This is a genomic window from Panacibacter microcysteis (assembly GCF_015831355.1).
GTDB classification, from domain to species: domain Bacteria; phylum Bacteroidota; class Bacteroidia; order Chitinophagales; family Chitinophagaceae; genus Panacibacter; species Panacibacter microcysteis.
Window position 1 is genome coordinate 794,241 of the sequence record NZ_JADWYR010000002.1, and the last position, 19,196, is coordinate 813,436.

Sequence of the window (19,196 nt, forward strand, 5' to 3'; positions counted from 1 at the left end):
GCAGGTGATGGAATGAAAGATTCAACACTACTCAAAAATTTAGAATGCCTTCTTTTCATTAGTTTTGCCACTTCGATTATGACAGAAATACTTATAATACTTGGTCTTGTTATTCTTAACGGGGTCTTTTCAATGGCTGAAATAGCCCTGGTCTCGGCAAGAAAAGCAAGGCTTGAAGGACAGGCGAATAAAGGAGATTCAAGGGCACGGGAAGCATTAAAACTCGCAAACCATCCTGATACATTTCTTTCAACAGTACAGATAGGCATTACACTGATTGGTATTTTGACCGGTATATTCTCCGGCGAGAATATCAAAGATGATATTGTTGTATTCTTACAGAAATATCCGGCCATTGCGCCATACAGCAGCGGTGCTGCAACAGCGATCGTAGTAATCATCATTACTTATCTTTCGCTTGTTATTGGAGAACTGGTGCCCAAAAGAATCGGGCTTAGCAATCCTGAAGGTATCGCCAAAGCACTGGCCGGGCCAATGAGTGTATTATCCAAAATCACTTATCCTTTTATATGGTTGCTTACCAAATCAAGCCACTTTCTCATCAAACTGTTTGGTATAAAAGGAAACGATAACCAGGTTACTGAAGAAGAGATAAAAGCTATTATAAGTGAAGGTACGGAGCAGGGTACGATTGATGAAGCGGAACAGCAGATCATCGAACGTGTTTTTCACCTGGGCGACAGGAACATTACTTCTTTGATGACGCATCGCAGCGACATTGTGTGGCTGGATGTTAACAGCAGTGTGGGCGCCATCAAAGAATTGTCTGACGATATGGTACACTCTGTTTACCCGGTGTGTGACGGAACGATCGACGCCGTTAAAGGCGTTGTTTCATTGAAGGATATATTCAGGTCTGCACCTGAAACATTGCTGAAAGATATTATGCATGCGGCCTTTTATGTGCCCGAAAACAACTCTGCATACCAGTTGCTGGAAAAGTTTAAAGAATCCAAGAGGCATTATGCTTTTATAGTAGATGAATATGGCACATTGCAGGGCATCATTACATTGAATGATATATTGCAGGCAATCGTGGGAGATATTTCTGAACCAAATGATGAAGAATATGAGATCATCAGGCGGGATGATGGTTCTTACCTGATTGATGCGCAGATATCTTACTATAACTTTCTCTCATATTTTGAGAAAACTGACTGGATGGAAGACAGCGACCAGGAATTTGATACACTGGCAGGGTTTATACTCGATAACCTGGAGCGTATACCTGTAACCGGAGACAAGTTTGACTGGCGCGGTTTTACTTTCGAGATCATAGACATGGATAACCACCGTATAGATAAACTACTCGTTACACTCTCAGACAAACTAAAGAAAGAACTGGAAGAAGACCTCTAGCTGCTACTAAAATGTAAACACGGCAATGTTTTCAGGATAATTCAGTTTGTTGCTTTTTTCTGCTTCTTTTACTTTCACGTGCATCATGTTTATCTGGTTGTTATTGTACTCATGCAACAGGTCATTCATAATAGCAAGCTTATTAACCTGCGCTACCTGTTGTACTTCAAAGTAAGACCAGATACTTTCACTTTGTTGCTCATAACCTACGAAATTCAGTTGCACCGGTTTGTCATTTACTTTCAACTGTAGGTGTTGCTGTATGTAAGCGCTTACATATTTATTCATCAGTTCCTGGTTGGCCGGGTACAATATGTCTATCTTATCCTGGTGGCTTTTGCGCAGTGTTTGCTCAAAGTCATCTGTAAAAATTCTTACACTTATTTCAAGCGATTTGTTTTTGTCATTGTAGTTGATATCGGTCATTGATACATAAAAAGGATGAATCATTGCAGTATATGCAATCAAAAGCCACTGATGTAAAATAGTTGCCATTCAACAAGATTTTTTTACCAGCACAAAAGTGCGTTTTAAATTGAATGCTTTATTTTATTTTTCGTTAAAACCCGCAATATATCAGTTCTTTAAACGACTATATTTGCAGCTTTGGCCGACGCACATGAGTGATTTCAGCATGTTTTTCCCGATGGGCATTGAGCATATAACCGACCTCAATGGCATTGATCACATTTTATTTATAGCAGCACTTTGTTTACGTTATGTAATCAGCGACTGGAAGAAACTGCTCATCCTGGTTACGGCATTTACCATTGGGCATTCAATAACACTTGCACTTAGCGCGTTGAATATTATTGAAGTGCCGCAGGCCATTACAGAGTTCTTTATTGCGGTAACAATCGTTATAACAGCATGCAGCAATTGCTTTGTAAAAGATTTCAGTTTTACAGGCAAATACCCGGTTATTTATTTTTTCGCGTTGTTCTTTGGTTTAATTCATGGCCTTGGTTTCAGCACATTGCTAAAAAGTATGTTAGGTAAAGATCAAAGCATTGTAGTACAGTTGCTGGCATTTAACCTTGGGCTCGAAGTAGGGCAGCTTTTAATTGTAACCTGCATATTGCTCTTTTCTTTTTTGCTGGTAAACATGCTAAGCGTAAACAGGAAGTATTATTTATTGTTTGTAAGTGGCGGTATAGCAGCGTTGGCTTTAGAAATGGCGCTGCAACGAATACCATAATTGTTTTGAGCCCGGCTGCAGTACATTTGGCATCGCCTGTTGCGTCGCACACTTGTACTGTTGAACCACAGGTGATCAGCGATGCAGGATGCAAAAACCGTTCAGGGCTTTGCAAATATCCAGGCAAATGCCCGGCCCCGGGATATCTGGTAAACCGCAACGCTACAGTCGCCATAAAAACGGAACCCTGAAGTGAGTGACACAACAGTCGATGCCACGAAGAACGAATGCTTGTAACATAAAAAATAAACAGTCAACACATGATGATGAGAAAACTAATGTTTTGCACGGTAGCCCTGCTGGTTGTACAAACGGCAATGGCCCAGAACATTCAGAACAATCCCGGTTCAAATCATGGCAATAAGTTTGAACAACTGGGAACCATTCTTCCCACACCCAACGAATATCGTACGGCGAGCGGCGCACCGGGGCCAAAGTACTGGCAGCAACGTTGCGATTACGATATTACCTGCTCGCTCGATGAGAAGAACCTGAAGCTGACCGGCAGCGAAAAAGTTACTTACTTCAACAACTCACCGGATGTGCTTACCTACCTGTGGCTTCAGCTCGACGAAAACCAGCACAGCAGTGTAAACAATTCCGGCTACCAGAACAGCAGTTCCATGCAGCAGAATGTAAGTCTTACGTTGCTGGAAAGAATGGAAGAAAACAAAACAGACAACGGCTACGGTGATAAGATTGCAAAAATTACAGATGCTAGCGGCAAATCATTAAAATACACCGTAAACAAAACCATGATGCGTGTAGAGTTGCCTGCGCCGTTAAAACCCGGCCAGCAATTTATATTTAATGTTGACTGGAGCTACAATATTTCTGACCGCTTTAAATACAATGGCCGTGGCGGGTACGAGTTCTTCCCGGAAGATGGCAACTACCTATTTACCATGACACAGTGGTATCCCCGTCTTTGCGTGTACAGCGATTTCCAGGGCTGGCAGAATCACCAGTTTGCGGGCAGCGGCGAATTTGCTTTAACCTTTGGCAACTTTAAGGTGCAGATGACTGTTCCTGCAGACCATATGGTGGGCTCCACCGGCGAGTGCCAGAATTATGCACAGGTTTTATCTGCCACACAAATGAGCCGCTGGCAGAAAGCCCAAACCGCCAAAGAACCTTTACAGATTGTAACGCTTGATGAGGCAAAAGCAGCAGAAAGCAAAAAAAGTACAGCTACAAAAACATGGATATTCAAAGCTGATATGGTGCGTGACTTTGCATGGACATCGAGCCGCAAATTTTTATGGGATGCAATGCCCGCCTTTGTGGAAGGCAAAAAAGTAATGTGTATGAGCTTTTATGGTAAGGAAGCTTATGGCCTTTACAGCAAGTACTCCACCAAAATGGTGGCACATACCATTAAGTCTTACTCAAAATTTACTATTCCATATCCTTACCCCGTTGCCCAAAGCATAGAGGCCAGCAATGGTATGGAATACCCGATGATTTGTTTTAATTACGGCCGTACAGAGAAAGATGGCACCTATAGTGAAGCCACCAAAAACGGCATGATCGGCGTAATCATCCACGAAGTAGGGCACAATTTCTTCCCGATGATCGTAAACAGCGATGAGCGCCAGTGGACATGGATGGATGAAGGCCTCAACACTTTCTGCGAATACCTGACAGAAGAATTGTACGACAACAAGTTTCCATCGCGTCGCGGGCCGGCCCATACAATTGTTGATTACATGAAAATGCCAAAAGATCAGCTGGAACCGATCATGACCAACAGCGAAAACATCATCCAGTTTGGGCCAAACGCATACTCTAAACCTGCTACAGGGTTAAACATCCTCCGCGAAACGATCATGGGCCGCGAACTGTTTGATTATGCATTTAAAACATATGCTCAGCGCTGGGCCTTCAAACATCCGACACCTGCTGACCTTTTCCGCACTATGGAAGATGCGAGTGCAGAAGATCTTGACTGGTTCTGGAGAGGCTGGTTTTACAGTATAGACGCCTGCGATATTTCCATCGACAGTGTAAAAGCATTCAAAGCCGACCTTAACGGGCAGGTTAAATTGCGGACACCGGGAGAAAAACCACTCGACAAACCTGCCGTACCAGTGTTTGACGATATTTCCAAAGTAAGAAACAGGGAAGACAAAGCGATCCACTTTCTTTCTGATACCGATACTACTTTGCGCGACTTTTACTGGCGCTACGACCGGGGTATGGAGCCATACGATTCCACTTATAAATTCCAGGGTAAACCTGTTGAAATAGAAGAGATTGACAACGCTACCAAACAAAAATATGCAGGTAAATACCTGTACGAAGTCTCATTTTCCAATAAAGGCGGCCTGGTAATGCCGATCATCGTAGAATGGACCTTTGCAGACGGAACAAAAGAAACCGAACGCATTGCAGTACAAATCTGGCGCAAAGATGAAAATCACGTTTCGAAAGTGTTTATGAAAGATAAAGAAGTGGTATCTGTGCAGTTAGACCCGATGAAAGAAACGGCAGATATCAATCTTACGAATAATAGCTGGCCAAAAATTGAAACGGTAAATAATTTTAACCTGTTTAAAATGAAACAGGCTGCGCGTGGCCAGTCACAAGGTTTAAATCCAATGCAGAAAGCTGCACAGAAATAGTTGTTGTTAGTTGCTCACTCGTTCAAGGGACAAACCACTTCGAAAGAAGTGGTTTTGTCGTTTTTTGGGGCAGGCTTTTGTTTTTCATGGCATCGCCGGTTGTGTCACTCACTTGTACGTTCTGTTTTTATGGCGACTGTAGCGTTCCGGTTACCCGGTGTTGTTGCGGGTATTGTTGGAGAAAGAAGTTATTTACAGCCCAATCAACTGGTAAGCAACTCCCACATTATTCAAAGCAGTTTCCAACCTGTCGCGGTGTGTATCGGTAATAAAAACCTGGCCATTTTCCTCAATACAAACTTTAGCTAACAGGTTGTTCATCCTTTGATTATCAAGCTTTTCGAAAATATCATCCAATAATAATAGGGGAGCGAAGCCTTTTTTTTGTTTCAGTATTTCAAATTCGGCCAGCTTCAATGCAAACAGCAAACTTTTGCGCTGTCCCTGGGAAGCCATCGTTTTAAAGGGTTGTCCGCTCATGGCTATTTCGAGGTCATCTTTGTGTACGCCGGCACTGGTCCTTTGCAGGTAAAGATCCCGCTGGCGGTTTTCTTCCAACAATTTACCAAAAGAATTATTTATTAATTGACTGTCATATTTAATTGATAATGAATCATCTGAGTTCGCAATATATTGATAAGCGCGTTGTACTTCGGGTATAAATGAGCCAAGAAAAGAATGCCGGTATTGAAAGATATTGCTGCCGGACTTTTGTAGTTGCGTATCTATTATGTTAAGTAATGTTTCATCGAGATAGTTTTTTTCGGCAGCGGCTTTCAGTAGTGCATTGCGTTCTTCCAGCAGTTTTTTGTAATCGATCAGGTGTAGCAGGTAAGCCTGGTCTGCCTGGGCAATAATGGTATCAATGAAATTTCTGCGCAGTTCACTGCCGCCCGTGATGATCTCTACATCGTCAGGCGCTATAAAAACGCAGGGAAATTTCCCGATGTGCTGGGAGAACTTCTTGTAAGGCGCTTCGTCAAGCAAAAATTCTTTACGGTTGGTTTCGCGCAAAATACAGACGGCTTCATGTACAGCATTGTCGGAATTTATTTCGCCTTCAATCCTGAAACCCCGGAGTTGTTGGTAAACGCTCTGCGCGTCAGGTTTTGAAAAATAGCTTTTGGTAAAGCAGAGATAATATACTGCATCCAGCAGGTTGGTTTTGCCTGTACCATTGTTACCACAGATAGCCACGATACGCTCTGTGAAAACAAATTTTTCTGCCAGGTAATTCCTGAACTGTGCAACGCCGATATTTGTAAACCGCATCATTCAGCCGCAAAGTAATTCATTATAAAGATGTTTGTATGTGCATCGTTCAAAAGATGCCATCAGTACTGCAGATGAACGGATTGCGACGCAACGATGCTCCATTGGAATGCCAAAAGCTGGTACCATTTTTTTCCTATAATTTATATTATGTTAAACATGCATGGTCACTGCGAAAAAGAAAGCCCGCCCTGCGGTAAATAGCCTGTGGAGATTGTAGTGAGGATTGTATAGCTATGCTTTATGCTTTACAATTTAGCTTTAACCATATACCTTCTGATCATCTTCTTAATGTCATTAAGCTTATTCTCAAAAATGTGTGGTTGAGCGATTTCCTTAGCCATTTTTCGGAGTATTTTTGGTGGGCAATCTAAGAAATACCCATTCTTAACACAGAAGTATTGTAAGGTAAAAATAGCCATTCGCTTGTTTCCATTGCCTAAAGCATGATTAGCTATTATCAAATAAAATAACATAGAGGCTTTATTAATAAAGCCTCTATAAAGTTCTTCCCCAAAACAAACGCCAAAAGGTGTATTTAAACAACTCTCAATTTTTGGTATATGTTCTTGTGAAATTTCAGGAATAGGCTCATCTTTTTCAGCATGATATTCCTGCGCCATCTTCAATAATTGTATAAATTCGCCGAAAGAGATAGATAGAATAATCTTACTCATGGCTCAATTGAGACATCAATTCGCCATACTTTGCGAAGAAAACAGCTTTGAAGTCATTCATGCTAACTTCTTTCCTCTTCTTAATAGAAGACTTAGATCGTCTTGGCATTACTGATTTTTTTGCTGCCTTTTTGTGCTTGATATGTGTAGTTACGTTTGCCACGATCTTTAATAATGCAATAATACTAATAAACAACGTAATTATTCACAATATTAACGGAAAACTAATTTCTTTAGTATATACAAGTTGGTTTTGTTTGCAATATAAGATATTGTATTTGCCAAAACTGTTTAGTTAAGACGGATAATCAATCTTAAAAATTCCTCTGTTAATCTTTTCAACGCATCAAAATTGTCTGTATACTGCAGGCAATTTCCATACATTTTATTCTTAATTCTGCCTTCTTTTCTTCAGACATAGTAAGCATTTCAAAAATCCCTCTGTAAGTGGCGGCTTTCGGGGGAATAGATTTTTGGAGAAAGTTAAACACAAAAAAGCCCCGGAAATTCCGGGGCTTTTTAGATAATATCCAATCAATATGTTTACTTATATTTTCCTACCTCACCGTCAAACAACTGGAACTTGGCATCAAAAGCATCGTATGCTTTTGTATCGTTTGTTCCTTTGGTTTTGTCTCTCTTCCACATGTACAGGTTGGCAAGCATGGTCACAGCCCTGTTCAAACTGTTGCTTTCATTTTTTTCACGTGGCTCTTTTGCTTTCAGCGTGTTGTAAGATTTTTCCAACCAGTCAATTGACTTGCCCGCAACATCCTGCTGTTCTTTCAGGATTTCAGCGCGTTTTGCTTTCAGCGCGGCAGATTCACCGGTGTTGGCAAAATAACGGTCATCGAGTGTGGTAAAGATGTTATAATACAATACGCCGGCATTAAATGCATACAAACCATTTTTGTTATTGAGGTTATATGCCTTGGCAAATGCATCTGCAGCAGTAAGTTTCAACTGAGATTGCTGGGTACTATCGAGCTTGTCAGCCTGTGCTTTATCAGGCATTGCAAAAGACTCTGCATAGGTAATGTAACCATCTTCGGTAAGTTTACCACCGGCATCTTCAGTTTTATACTTGCTGATGATCTCATCCAGCCCTGTATTGCTGGTCATGTAGTTCATTTCAAACTGGCTCCAAACGGCCTGGTCTGCCGGGTATAATTCTTTTGCAAGTGCAAGGTATTTTTTAAAGCTGGCTTCGTCTTTTTGCTTGCTGTCGTAATCGAGTATAAACTTGTAGATGTCTACAAAATCTTTGTCGTTTACTTTCCAGTCGGCCAGAGCTTTGTAGCGCTTAACGGCTTCTTCAGTTTTGCCGGCGTTTTGTGCAGAATAAGCAGTGTACAATACCACGGTTGTATCAATGGTATATTTTCCGCTGGTAGACAGGTTATTTTTACCAACAAACTCGCTTACCTGCTGGCAAAATGCAAAGTTGTCGTAAGCCTTGCCCCAGTCTTTTGCCGTAAATGCTTCGCGGCCCCTGTTGAAAGCATTGCCATATAAAAGGCTTACTGCGCGCATGCCTTCTTCTTTCAACTTTTTGAGATCGGGCTCTTTTTCTGTGTATTTATTCAGTGCTGTAAAAGCTTCTGTGCCGGCTTCAGGATATTTGGGGCTCAGTGAGCTGTCAGCATACAACTCTCCATATACGTTTAGTTTCCAGATATATGTTTCGGGCTTATCTTTTGTTTTTTCTTCGGTAGCTAATTTGTCAACTTCTTTCTTAGCCTCTTCCATTTTACCGGTACTGTAATACAGGGTAACGTTATTATATTGCGCTCCTGCCCAAAAAAAAGATCCGGCAAGCAACAGGGATAAAAACACTTTTTTCATGATGTGTATTTTATTATGAATTGTTTGTTGTTTCTGATTGATCGTCAGTTGATTCGTTGGGTTCATCATTGGTATTTTGTTCCGGTTCACCTGTTGTTTCCTCTGGCTTTTCAATGATCTCCTGTTCTTCAATTTTAGAAACAGCAGCTATTGCGTCGCCATTATCAATCCTTATAAGAATAACACCTTGTGTAGCCCTGCCCGCCTCTTTAATATTAGAAATGGGCGTTCTTAAAGTAATGCCCGACTTACAGGTAATGATCAGATCTTCTTTCTCGCTTACGTCGAGGATGCCTACTAAGGTACCGGTTTTCTCTGTGATGTTAATCGTTTTTACCCCCTTACCGCCGCGATTGGTAATGCGGTATTCATCTACAGAAGTGCGTTTACCAAAACCTTTTTCGCTTACAACAAGAACCGTTTTTTCAGTTTCGCCTTTATTGGCACATATCATGCCAATTACCTCATCTTTTTCGTCATCCACTTCTATACCTCCAACACCTATTGCACCACGGCCCGTAGGTCTTACCTTGCTCTCAGGAAAACGTATCGCCCTGCCGCTTTTTACGGCCATCATGATCTCGGAATTACCGTCCGTAAGCCTTGCCTCAATCAACTCATCTCCTTCATTAATGGTGATGGCATTCACACCATTTGCTCTGGGGCGGCTGAAATCTTCCAGGTAGGTTTTCTTAATTATGCCTTTCCTGGTGCAAAGAATAATGTAATGGCTTTCGTTGTATGCTTTGTCTTCGAAATTTTTAACATTGATAATGGCTTTCACCTTGTCATCCGGTGGAATCTGAATCAGGTTTTGAATGGCTCTTCCCTTACCCTGCTTTTCACCTTCCGGAATTTCGTAAACCTTCAGCCAGTAACAACGGCCTTTTTGTGTAAAAAACATTAACGTGTCGTGGGTAGATCCTACAAAAAGATGTTCTACAAAATCTTCCTGTCTTGTCTTGCTTCCGATGGCTCCACGACCGCCCCTGCGCTGTTGGCGATATTCGGTAGCAGAGGTTCTTTTGATGTAACCTAAATGTGAGATAGTTATTACAACATCTTCTTCCTCAATAAGATCTTCAATACGCATCTCATCTGCGAGGTACTGAATTGCTGTTTTTCGTTCGCTGCCAAACTTTTCTTTTATTTCCAGCAATTCTTTTTTGATCAACTCGTAGCGCAGTGTTTCGCTACCAAGTAATTCCTCCAGGCTGGCAATAAGTTTCATTAATCCCTCAAATTCTTCTTTGATCTTGTCACGTTCCATTCCGGTCAGGCGCTGTAATCTTAATTCGAGGATTGCTTTTGCCTGTATCTCATCCAGTCCCCAGCCAGCATTGATCAGGTTGTCTTTCGCAATGTCTGGTGTTGAAGAACTCCTTATCAAACGGATGACTTCATCAAGATGATCTAATGCTATCAGGTAACCCTGCAGGATATGTGCCCTTTCACGCGCCTTACGCAGGTCATACTGTGCACGCCGGGTAACAACCTCCATCCTGAACTCCACAAACTCGCTGATCAGATCCCGTATATTCAGAATCTTTGGTCGTCCTTTTACAAGAGCCACATTGTTAATGCCATAACTGGTCTGCAGTTCAGTGTATTTGAAAAGCTGGTTGATCACCACATTGGCAATGGCATCTCTTTTCAGATCTACAACAATTCTTGTTCCTTCACGGTTCGTGCTTTCGTTGTTTACGTAGGCCACACCTTCCAGCACTTTTTCATTTACAAGCTGGCCTATCCTGTCGGTAAGTGAATCCCTGTTTACCTGGTACGGCACCGCTGTAATAATGATCTGCTCCCTGCCACTGGCTTTTGTTTCGGTATGGCATTTACCTCGCAGCACAACCCTTCCGCGACCGGTCAATAATCCTTGCTTCACACCATCCATGCCGTAAATAACACCTCCGGTAGGAAAGTCAGGAGCTTTTACATATTTGGTAAGTTCTTCGGCAGTAATCTCTTTGTTTTCAATGTATGCAACACAACCGTCTACAGATTCGCCAAGGTTATGCGGCATCATATTGGTCGCCATACCCACGGCAATACCGCTGCTGCCGTTTACAAGCAACTGGGGTATCCTGGTAGGTAAAACGATCGGTTCTTTCAAAGAATCATCAAAGTTCAGTTGAAAGTCAACGGTTTCCTTTTCAATGTCTTCGAGCATAGCCTCGGCAAATTTGTCGAGCCGTACTTCTGTATAACGCATGGCCGCTGGCGGGTCACCGTCCTGCGTACCAAAGTTTCCCTGTTTGTCTACGAGCACATGACGCATCACCCAATCCTGCCCCATACGCACGAGTGTATCGTAAATGGCGCTGTCACCATGCGGGTGATACTTACCCATCACCTCTCCCACTACACGGGCTGCTTTCTTATAAGGCTTATTGCTGTTGTTTCCCAGTTCATTCATTCCATACAATACCCTTCGGTGTACCGGTTTAAAACCATCTCTTACATCGGGTAAGGCACGTCCAACAATTACCGACATTGAGTAATCAATGTAGGCAGTCTTCATTTGTTCCTCAATATTTACCTGGATAATGCGATCGTTATCGTTGGTCTGTTCGGGCAATAGATTTTCTTCCATACTACTGAAAATTCTCCTGATTTAACCCTTTTTTTACGGGCTTGCAAATCTAACTTTTTGAAAGGGAAACACCTTAAAAAGCACGCCTTTTTTACATTCTTTTATGCACACTGTGCCAATAACTTTTCTACCTGTAAAAATGGCCGTGTTAGTTGTGTTTTGGTGGCCGGCTGCAACGCTTTGCCCGGCTTTGGTTGTGTCACTCACTTGTACTGCAGAATGTAATGCGGCATGGTGCAAACCCGCTGCAAAATACCGGCCTTCGCTGCATGCATACCAATAATGGAGATTTTATAACCGGCTTGTGCAGGCGATATTAACATGTTTGCTTCATTGTATGGCTGCTGTATTTTCCGCTAACATATCACATACATTTGCGCATCAAATTGCAATATGTACAAAAGCGTAGTACGCATCTGTATTATTTTCCCGTTACTTGCCCAAACATTTCACGCCAAATGTCAGCGGCTTTTTGTTCACCTGGATGGTGGCGCGGTCAATTATGGTGGCGATTTGCAGTCACAGTTGTTCACGCTTCAGCAGGCCAACAGCTTTTTTGGTGGTGGATTGTACTATAAAATTTCAGGTGCGTTTGCACTCGAGGGTACGTTCTCTGCAGGAAAGCTGGCCGCCACAGACGCAAAGACCAAAGTAGAATCTACAAGGCGCAACCTGAGTTTTTATTCAGGACTTACTGAGGGCAGCCTGGTATTGCACGCTAACCTGAGAGATGTACCGGGAAACGCACGGCTAACACCATACATGCATGCGGGCATAGCTGTATACCATTATAACCCCTACACTTATTACCAGGGGCAGAAAGTTTATCTGCAGCCGCTGGGCACAGAAGGCCAGGGATTATCACAGTTCCCTGACAGGAAAATCTATAGCCTCACACAATTGGCCATTCCCTTTGGAGGGGGGCTGAAATTTGCGGTGACGGACAGAATAATGATTGGGGGAGAAATCACTTTTAGAAAATTGTTTACAGACTACCTGGACGATGTAAGCAGCAGAAGATACGTGGATACCGGTCTTCTAAGAACAGCCCGGGGCCCGCTTTCTGCGAAAATGTCTTTCAGAAGTGACGAAACTGCAAACCCACTCACTTTTAACAGCAACATTCAAAGAGGTAATCCCGATCGGAAAGATGTTTACTACACTATCTTACTGAAACTTTACATCACTTTCGGAGGCAACGGAGGAGGTAATCATGCAGAAGCCAAAAGATTGCGCAGGCAGTCAAGTTGTCCGCCTAAGTTATAAAGCGGCTCAGCTTTCAAACTTATACAAGCTATAATTGTTTAAAGAATATGCGCTACACCACACTGGAGGAATGCCTGGTTGATCTTGAAAAAAACAATCAGCTTGTAAGAATAAAAGAAGAAACAGATCCTTTTCTTGAAATGGCGGCTATACACCTGAGGGTTCATGAAGCCAAGGGCCCCGCGTTGCTTTTCGAAAATATAAAAGGTACGAAGTACAGGGCCGCATCCAACATTTTTGGAACACTGGAAAGAAGCAGGTTTATTTTTCGGGGAAACATTGAACTCGTGCAGGCTTTGATCAAACTGCGCAATAACCCGGCGGAAGCATTGAAGAAACCTCTTAGCAATGTTCGCACGGCACTCGCAGGCCTCAAAGCGCTGCCACTGAAAAATCCTGTGGCAAAACCAATCTTACATAAACAAATCGCCATTAGCGATTTGCCACTTATTCAACACTGGCCAAACGACGGTGGGGCATTTGTAACGCTGCCCCAGGTTTATACAGAAGATATTGAAAAGCCTGGCATAATGCAGGCTAATCTTGGTATGTATCGTATCCAGCTTTCGGGTAACGATTATAAGTTAAATGAAGAGATCGGGTTGCATTACCAGTTGCACAGGGGTATTGGTGTACACCAGACAAAAGCCAATAAAAAAGGGCAGCCCTTAAAGGTTAGCGTATTCGTTGGAGGCCCTCCGGCACATACACTTTCAGCGGTAATGCCCTTGCCGGAGGGCATCAGTGAAATGACTTTCGCCGGGGTACTCGGTGGCAGGAGATTCAGGTATTTTTACAGGGATGGTTACTGCATTAGTGCTGATGCAGATTTTGTTATTACGGGAGAGGTATACCCCGGAGAGAACAAACCGGAAGGCCCTTTTGGTGACCACCTGGGGTATTATAGCCTTCAACACCTTTTTCCGTTAATGAAAGTGAAAAAGGTATACGCAAAAGAAAATGCTATCTGGCCTTTTACTGTTGTAGGCAGACCTCCACAGGAAGACACAGCTTTCGGAGAGCTGATTCACGATTTGACAGGAGATGCTATACCCAATGAAATTCCTGGTTTGAAAGAAGTGCATGCTGTTGATGCTGCCGGTGTTCACCCGTTATTACTGGCAATTGGCAGCGAACGCTACACACCTTATATGCCGGCGAAACAACCTTCCGAGATATTAACGATAGCCAATCATGTGTTGGGAACCGGCCAATTGAGCCTTGCGAAATTTTTGTTTATTACAGCAGACGAGAGCAAACACTTATCTGCGAGTAATATCCCCGATTTTTTCGATTACTTGTTAAGAAGAATTGATCTTACAAGAGACGTTCATTTTTATACCAATACATCCATTGATACACTTGACTACTCGGGAACGGGTTTAAACAAAGGCAGCAAAGTTGTATTTGCAGCATATGGTGATGAGATACGCCAGCCGGCAAAAGATCTGCCTGCTATTCTTGCGCCCAACAGGTTGTGGACGTCTGCGGCAATGGCTTTGCCAGGTGTTGCCTGTATTCAGTTGCCTGCATTTACAAGTTATGAACATGCACAAATGGAGACAGGTGAAATAGATCAGCTATTGTCTGCTGACGTTGCATTACTTCATCATGTGCCCATTATTGTTGTATGCGATGACGCGTTGTTTACAGCTGCTACGCTCAACAATTTTTTGTGGGTAGCATTTACCAGGTGCAACCCTTCTCATGACATTTATGGCGTAGGCACCACGACTATTTTTAAGCACTGGGGCTGCAATGGTTCGTTGATTATTGATGCGCGTATAAAGCCACACCACGCACCGGTATTAGAAAGAGATAAAAATGTTGAGAAAAAGATAGAGCGGATTTTCAATAAAGGCGGGAGTTTGTATAAGGTATTAAAATAAAAGAGGGCCAGTGGGGAACCAGCGGCCCTTTTTTCAACCCTAAACCCTTAAAAAACTATTGCAAATATATAGAAAATGATTTTACTCAAACAAGCAAATTTGTTAACAAAAATTATTTTTCTTTTATCGTAACCGGGTGGTCTTTACAGATATGATTTTTTGCAGTCGCACACTGCTGTTATGTATATGCACTAAGTGGTACAAAGCGGAACGCTAAAGCCGCCATAAGAGTGGAACGCTGAAGTGAGTGACACAACAGGCGATGCCATACAAACTGATGCCGGTACCCTAACCTTCTAAAATCATCATTTCAGGCAAGATTATGTTGTGCAGTAACCTGTATTTTACAATCAGGAATGTTGTACCACGCTGTTGTGTTTTTTGGAAAACCCGGCAAATGCAAACCAGGCATAGACGCATTGGGAGAAAATAAACCATGCGTAGAACACGGTGTTGCTAACGTGTAGTGTTTTTGTGATGCTGAACCAGTCACCAAAATAAATAATAGCACCCACGCCATAAAAGTTGGTCAATAGCTGCCAGTAAAATGCATTGGGATTTCGATCCATTAATTCCGTAAACGCGTATACCATAAGAAAAATAAAGCCGCCATACACAAAAATTCCGGGGGATTTTATTATGGCAATATTGCCGAAAAGGTAGCTGATGAGTAGCAATAAAACAACCAGTTGAACCCATGACCATGCATATAAACCTGCAGAATGTTGCGGATTATATTTTTCAAAGTTGTACACATCTTCGATCTTGTAAACGGGATACTTTTCTGCTACATCAGCAGGGCGCCAGCCTGTAGGCATAAACCATATACGAAGTTTATCTTTTATACTTTTTGTTCTCCATGCATCTTTAACCAGCAACCACAAATGCTGAAAATTTATTTTAACAGGGTTCCAGGTTTTAACCGGGCGGGTAATGCCATAAACCGGTGGCTTATCGGGCAGCTCTTGCTGGAAGGTGCCGAAAATTTTATCCCACACAATGAATATCTGCGAAAGATTTTTATCAAGGTATTCCGGGTTTAATGCATGGTGCACGCGGTGGTGCGAAGGTGTGACCAAAATCTTTTCGAGAAATCCCATTTTGTGGATATGTCTTGTGTGGTACCAGAATTGCGCAAACAATTGTATGGGCGCCACTACTGCAATTACTTCTGCAGGCACGCCAATGATAGCAGCAGGCAATAAAAAGAAAGTGAATAACCGCACAAACACGGAAATGCTTTGCCGCAGGGCGCATGCAAGGTTGAACTCTTCGCTGCTGTGATGTATAAGATGCGCATTCCAGAATATGTTTACCCTGTGATCTAGCCTGTGTACCCAGTAACCGGAAAAGTCCAGTGCTATAAACGCCAGTACATAAGTTACTACGGTCGATTCAATGTGGAAAACAGCCAGGTGTTGCACCATCCATTCGTATGTAATGATCGAGACACCCAGGCCAAGCACATCTTTGGTAACATTTGTGATACCGCTGCTCAGGCTGCTTATCATATCCATTCCACGCACGGTATCATTGTGTTTGAACCAGCCATACCATTTTTCAAATAATACAAGTGCCAGGAATAGAGGCATTGCAATCAACAATATCTTACCATAAGTTTCCATAACAGCAGCTATTGTATAAAGGTATAAGATTGCATTAACCCGTACAAGCACATTAAAAGCATTTAAGTACATAAAAAAAGCGCCGGTAAGCCCGGCGCATTATTATTTGCTGTTTATTTTTCTTTCCTGCTTTTTCCTGGTCTGTCGTCTGGTTTGGGTTTAGGTTTTGGCTGTGGTTTTGGTTTTACCTGCGGCTTTGGCCGTGGTTTATTTTCCTGTTGCTTTTTAACAACAGGTTTCCTGTTTTCATTATCAATATCAGGCTTGTCGTTGTCATTGCTTTCATTTCGCACGACCTTTTTGTTCACTGTTTTTTCGTCAATGTCAGGCTTGTAGATATTCACTGTTTTTTTACTGTTGTCTATTTCAACTTTGCCCGGCCTGGAGCTGTTATTTACATTCATCACATTCACTTTCACTTTTGTATCGCGTTCCACATCTTCGCGCCTTGGGCCACTGTTGAAAGTTACATTCCTGTTTGATACCCTGTTAACATTTGTGTTGTTGATAATGGTGGTGTTTCGTATGATGGTTACATTCTTTGTGTTTGATACATAGTAGCGGTTAGGTCTTGGATCTGTTATATACCTGCGTGGCATAAACACCCACCTGTTTGCGGGAATTGAATTAACACCAACATTGATGCTTAACCCCGGACCAAGTGGCGCCCAACCATAGTAATCACCGCCTGTTCTCCAGCTTACCCATGCCGGAGCCCATTCAGAACCCGGTACCCAAAACCAGCCGTAAGAAGGTTCATATGCCCAACGGCCGTAGTGGAAAGTTGCCCAGCCCCATGGGTAGTCAGATACCCACGTCCAGCCATATTGCGAGTAAACCCAATGGCCATCTGTACTATAAGGTGTAAAACCTGCCTGCCCGTAAATCCACACGTCACCATATTTTGGGTGGGCTCTCCACCTGCCGTATGATTGCAGGTTATCATGAAAGACTGAAAAACTTACCGTTGCGCTAACTTGTTGACTTGCTGATTTATTGGAATATAAAAGACCGGAAAAACATATTATCCCTGCCAGTAGAAACCGTATTGCTGTTCTCATTGATGTGTATTTACTGTATGAATAAATAAAAAACCTTGCCAATTGAGACCAGCGAACAGGAAGCAGGTAAACAGTAAAATTGTTAAAGCATAAAAACCCGTGAGGAATGAAACGTATAAAAATATGGAGCCAGGCTGCAGATCAGGTATTGAGCTTCGTTGCGTCGCACTCTTCAGCGTTTAGCAATAATGGCAACTGCCGTTCGTGCTGGCGCTTACAACGCTTGATGATAAACAGTAAAATTTACAAAAAGCCATTCACTATGTGGTAGCCTGAACTTTTTTAGGAGGCCATAGTTTTGGAGCGTAGGCGTACAATAATATGCCCCCAATAACAAGCATTGAAGAGATCAGTTCCGCCTGTGAAGGATGAAAGCCGGCAATATCATACTTGGTGTTCACCCTTATCTTTTCAATCAAAAATCTTTCAATACCATTAAAGATTAAGTATATGGCGAACATTCTGCCGGTAATTTTTATTTTCTTTCTGACAGCCCATAAAATACCAAAAATTAAAAGACCCATAATGATCTCATAAAGCGGCGTAGGGAATACAGGCAACGGAAGATGGTTACAATATTGTCCCCAATCACAGTTAAGTAGTTTAACACCTGTTTCGTTCACGTTGTGCGGGTAGTTGTAGGCAAAGAACCAATCCGGCAAACCAGCGAAAGCCTTTACAGACAAATGTTCTGCTGAACCAACCAGCCCCGTTTCCTGGTACATGGAACCATAGGCTTTTAAACCGGTTTCAACCTGTTCCGGTGTGGCAAGAAAAATTGCCCCGTCGTCATGAGTAAGGTACGCACTGTTGATAATGCCCCAGTCGCCATCACCGGCAACCTGGCAACCGATTCTGCCAAGTCCGTAAGACAACATAAGAGAAGGCGCGGCAGCATCTGCTACTTTTATAAAACTGATGTTTTTCTTTTTAAAATAATACCACAATGCAAGCGAAGCAACGATAAGGCCCCCATAAAAAGTAAGACCACTGGGTGAAAGAAGATTAGCCAGTGGATCTTCAATAAACCTGTCCCAGTTTTCAAGGTTATCAAAAATTTTGGCACCAATAATACCACCCACTGCAGAGATCATTACCACATCTCCTACCCTGTCACTCGGCCATATCCTGATCTTTCGTTCTTCTGGTTTTGCCAGTTTATTCCGGTTCCTTTCCCACCATTTAAGACCACCAAAAAATAAACCTGCAACAATACCGGCAGGCCAACTGCCATTGGAAGAGAAAATAAATGCCTGTGGGTTATCCAGCGCCCCTTTAACCAGTACCACACCTATGATCTTAAAACCAAGGATAAAACCAAGTATGAAATTGATGAGTATTTCTGAAAAACCGGCCGGTTTACCTACCGTAATAGTTGTTTCAACGTAAGTAAATTCTCCTAACGCCTGCTTTCTTTTTAGTTCTTTTACCAGGAACCACGCGGCTGCAAGGAAAGCAAGCGCCACAAAAAAGCCAAATGTGTTGATTACTTTGAGAAAAGGAATATTGATACCAAAAAGGTCTTTGAAAGCGTAATATAAATTTGGATACATTAATGCTTATTTGAAAGATTGCAATGTTAACTAAAAGATAGATGTTTTGCCCAGTTAGTTTCAAAAAGATAAAATTTTAGCAAAAGCGATTTGCTGTTGCTGCAAGGCGTTTTGAAAAAGCTGATTTTATTTGGCGCACCATGATCTTCGCATTGCTCCATATTATTCTTCAGTTGAAGAGTGCGACGCAACGGAAGCTTCATGCGT

13 protein-coding genes are annotated in these 19,196 nt (G+C 42.4%); 5 read left to right on the top strand and 8 right to left on the bottom strand.

What is annotated here, in order from left to right:
* Positions 1-78 precede the first annotated feature (78 nt).
* Positions 79-1,380, top strand: coding sequence for a hemolysin family protein (locus tag I5907_RS15170; RefSeq protein ID WP_196991656.1), 1,302 nt, complete (start codon positions 79-81; stop codon positions 1,378-1,380).
* Positions 1,381-1,386: 6 nt separating this feature from the next.
* Here the strand turns inward: I5907_RS15170 and I5907_RS15175 are convergent, their stop codons facing one another.
* Positions 1,387-1,875 (bottom strand): DUF6702 family protein, encoded by a 489-nt coding sequence (locus I5907_RS15175; RefSeq protein ID WP_196991657.1) that lies wholly within the window; start codon positions 1,873-1,875, stop codon positions 1,387-1,389.
* Between the two features lie 124 nt (positions 1,876-1,999).
* Between I5907_RS15175 and I5907_RS15180 the strand changes: the two genes are divergently transcribed.
* Positions 2,000-2,578, top strand: coding sequence for a HupE/UreJ family protein (locus tag I5907_RS15180; RefSeq protein ID WP_231402128.1), 579 nt, complete (start codon positions 2,000-2,002; stop codon positions 2,576-2,578).
* A gap of 260 nt (positions 2,579-2,838) precedes the next feature.
* A complete protein-coding gene (locus tag I5907_RS15185) occupies positions 2,839-5,202 on the top strand; it encodes a M1 family metallopeptidase (protein WP_196991658.1) in 2,364 nt (787 codons plus the stop codon).
* A gap of 192 nt (positions 5,203-5,394) precedes the next feature.
* On the opposite strand, the gene recF is transcribed toward I5907_RS15185, so the two are convergent.
* The 4 genes from recF to gyrA form a co-directional block, all read right to left on the bottom strand.
* Positions 5,395-6,477 (bottom strand): DNA replication/repair protein RecF, encoded by a 1,083-nt coding sequence (gene recF, locus I5907_RS15190; RefSeq protein WP_196991659.1) that lies wholly within the window; start codon positions 6,475-6,477, stop codon positions 5,395-5,397.
* Between the two features lie 245 nt (positions 6,478-6,722).
* Entirely contained in the window at positions 6,723-7,151 is a 429-nt protein-coding gene (locus I5907_RS15195; protein WP_196991660.1) for a Fic family protein, read from the bottom strand.
* A 543-nt stretch (positions 7,152-7,694) separates the two neighbouring features.
* Positions 7,695-8,996: a hypothetical protein gene (locus I5907_RS15200; RefSeq protein ID WP_196991661.1), complete on the bottom strand. Its 1,302-nt coding sequence runs from the start codon at positions 8,994-8,996 to the stop codon at positions 7,695-7,697.
* A 13-nt stretch (positions 8,997-9,009) separates the two neighbouring features.
* Positions 9,010-11,595, bottom strand: coding sequence for a DNA gyrase subunit A (gene gyrA, locus I5907_RS15205; RefSeq protein ID WP_196991662.1), 2,586 nt, complete (start codon positions 11,593-11,595; stop codon positions 9,010-9,012).
* 393 nt (positions 11,596-11,988) lie between these two features.
* On the opposite strand from gyrA, the gene I5907_RS15210 reads away from it, so the two are divergent.
* Both I5907_RS15210 and I5907_RS15215 read left to right on the top strand, forming a co-directional pair.
* Complete coding sequence (locus I5907_RS15210; protein WP_196991663.1) at positions 11,989-12,861, top strand: DUF6089 family protein; 873 nt, start codon at positions 11,989-11,991, stop codon at positions 12,859-12,861.
* A 47-nt stretch (positions 12,862-12,908) separates the two neighbouring features.
* On the top strand, positions 12,909-14,750 hold the full coding sequence (locus tag I5907_RS15215; protein WP_196991664.1) for a UbiD family decarboxylase: 1,842 nt from the start codon (positions 12,909-12,911) through the stop codon (positions 14,748-14,750).
* A 350-nt stretch (positions 14,751-15,100) separates the two neighbouring features.
* Here I5907_RS15215 and I5907_RS15220 read toward each other — a convergent pair whose 3' ends face one another.
* The 3 genes from I5907_RS15220 to I5907_RS15230 form a co-directional block, all read right to left on the bottom strand.
* Positions 15,101-16,375, bottom strand: a complete 1,275-nt coding sequence (locus tag I5907_RS15220) for a sterol desaturase family protein (RefSeq protein ID WP_196991665.1) — start codon at positions 16,373-16,375, stop codon at positions 15,101-15,103.
* 113 nt (positions 16,376-16,488) lie between these two features.
* A complete protein-coding gene (locus I5907_RS15225) occupies positions 16,489-17,436 on the bottom strand; it encodes a DUF6600 domain-containing protein (protein WP_196991666.1) in 948 nt (315 codons plus the stop codon).
* 260 nt (positions 17,437-17,696) lie between these two features.
* Positions 17,697-18,989: a prolipoprotein diacylglyceryl transferase gene (locus tag I5907_RS15230; protein WP_196991667.1), complete on the bottom strand. Its 1,293-nt coding sequence runs from the start codon at positions 18,987-18,989 to the stop codon at positions 17,697-17,699.
* Between the last annotated feature and the right edge of the window lie 207 nt (positions 18,990-19,196).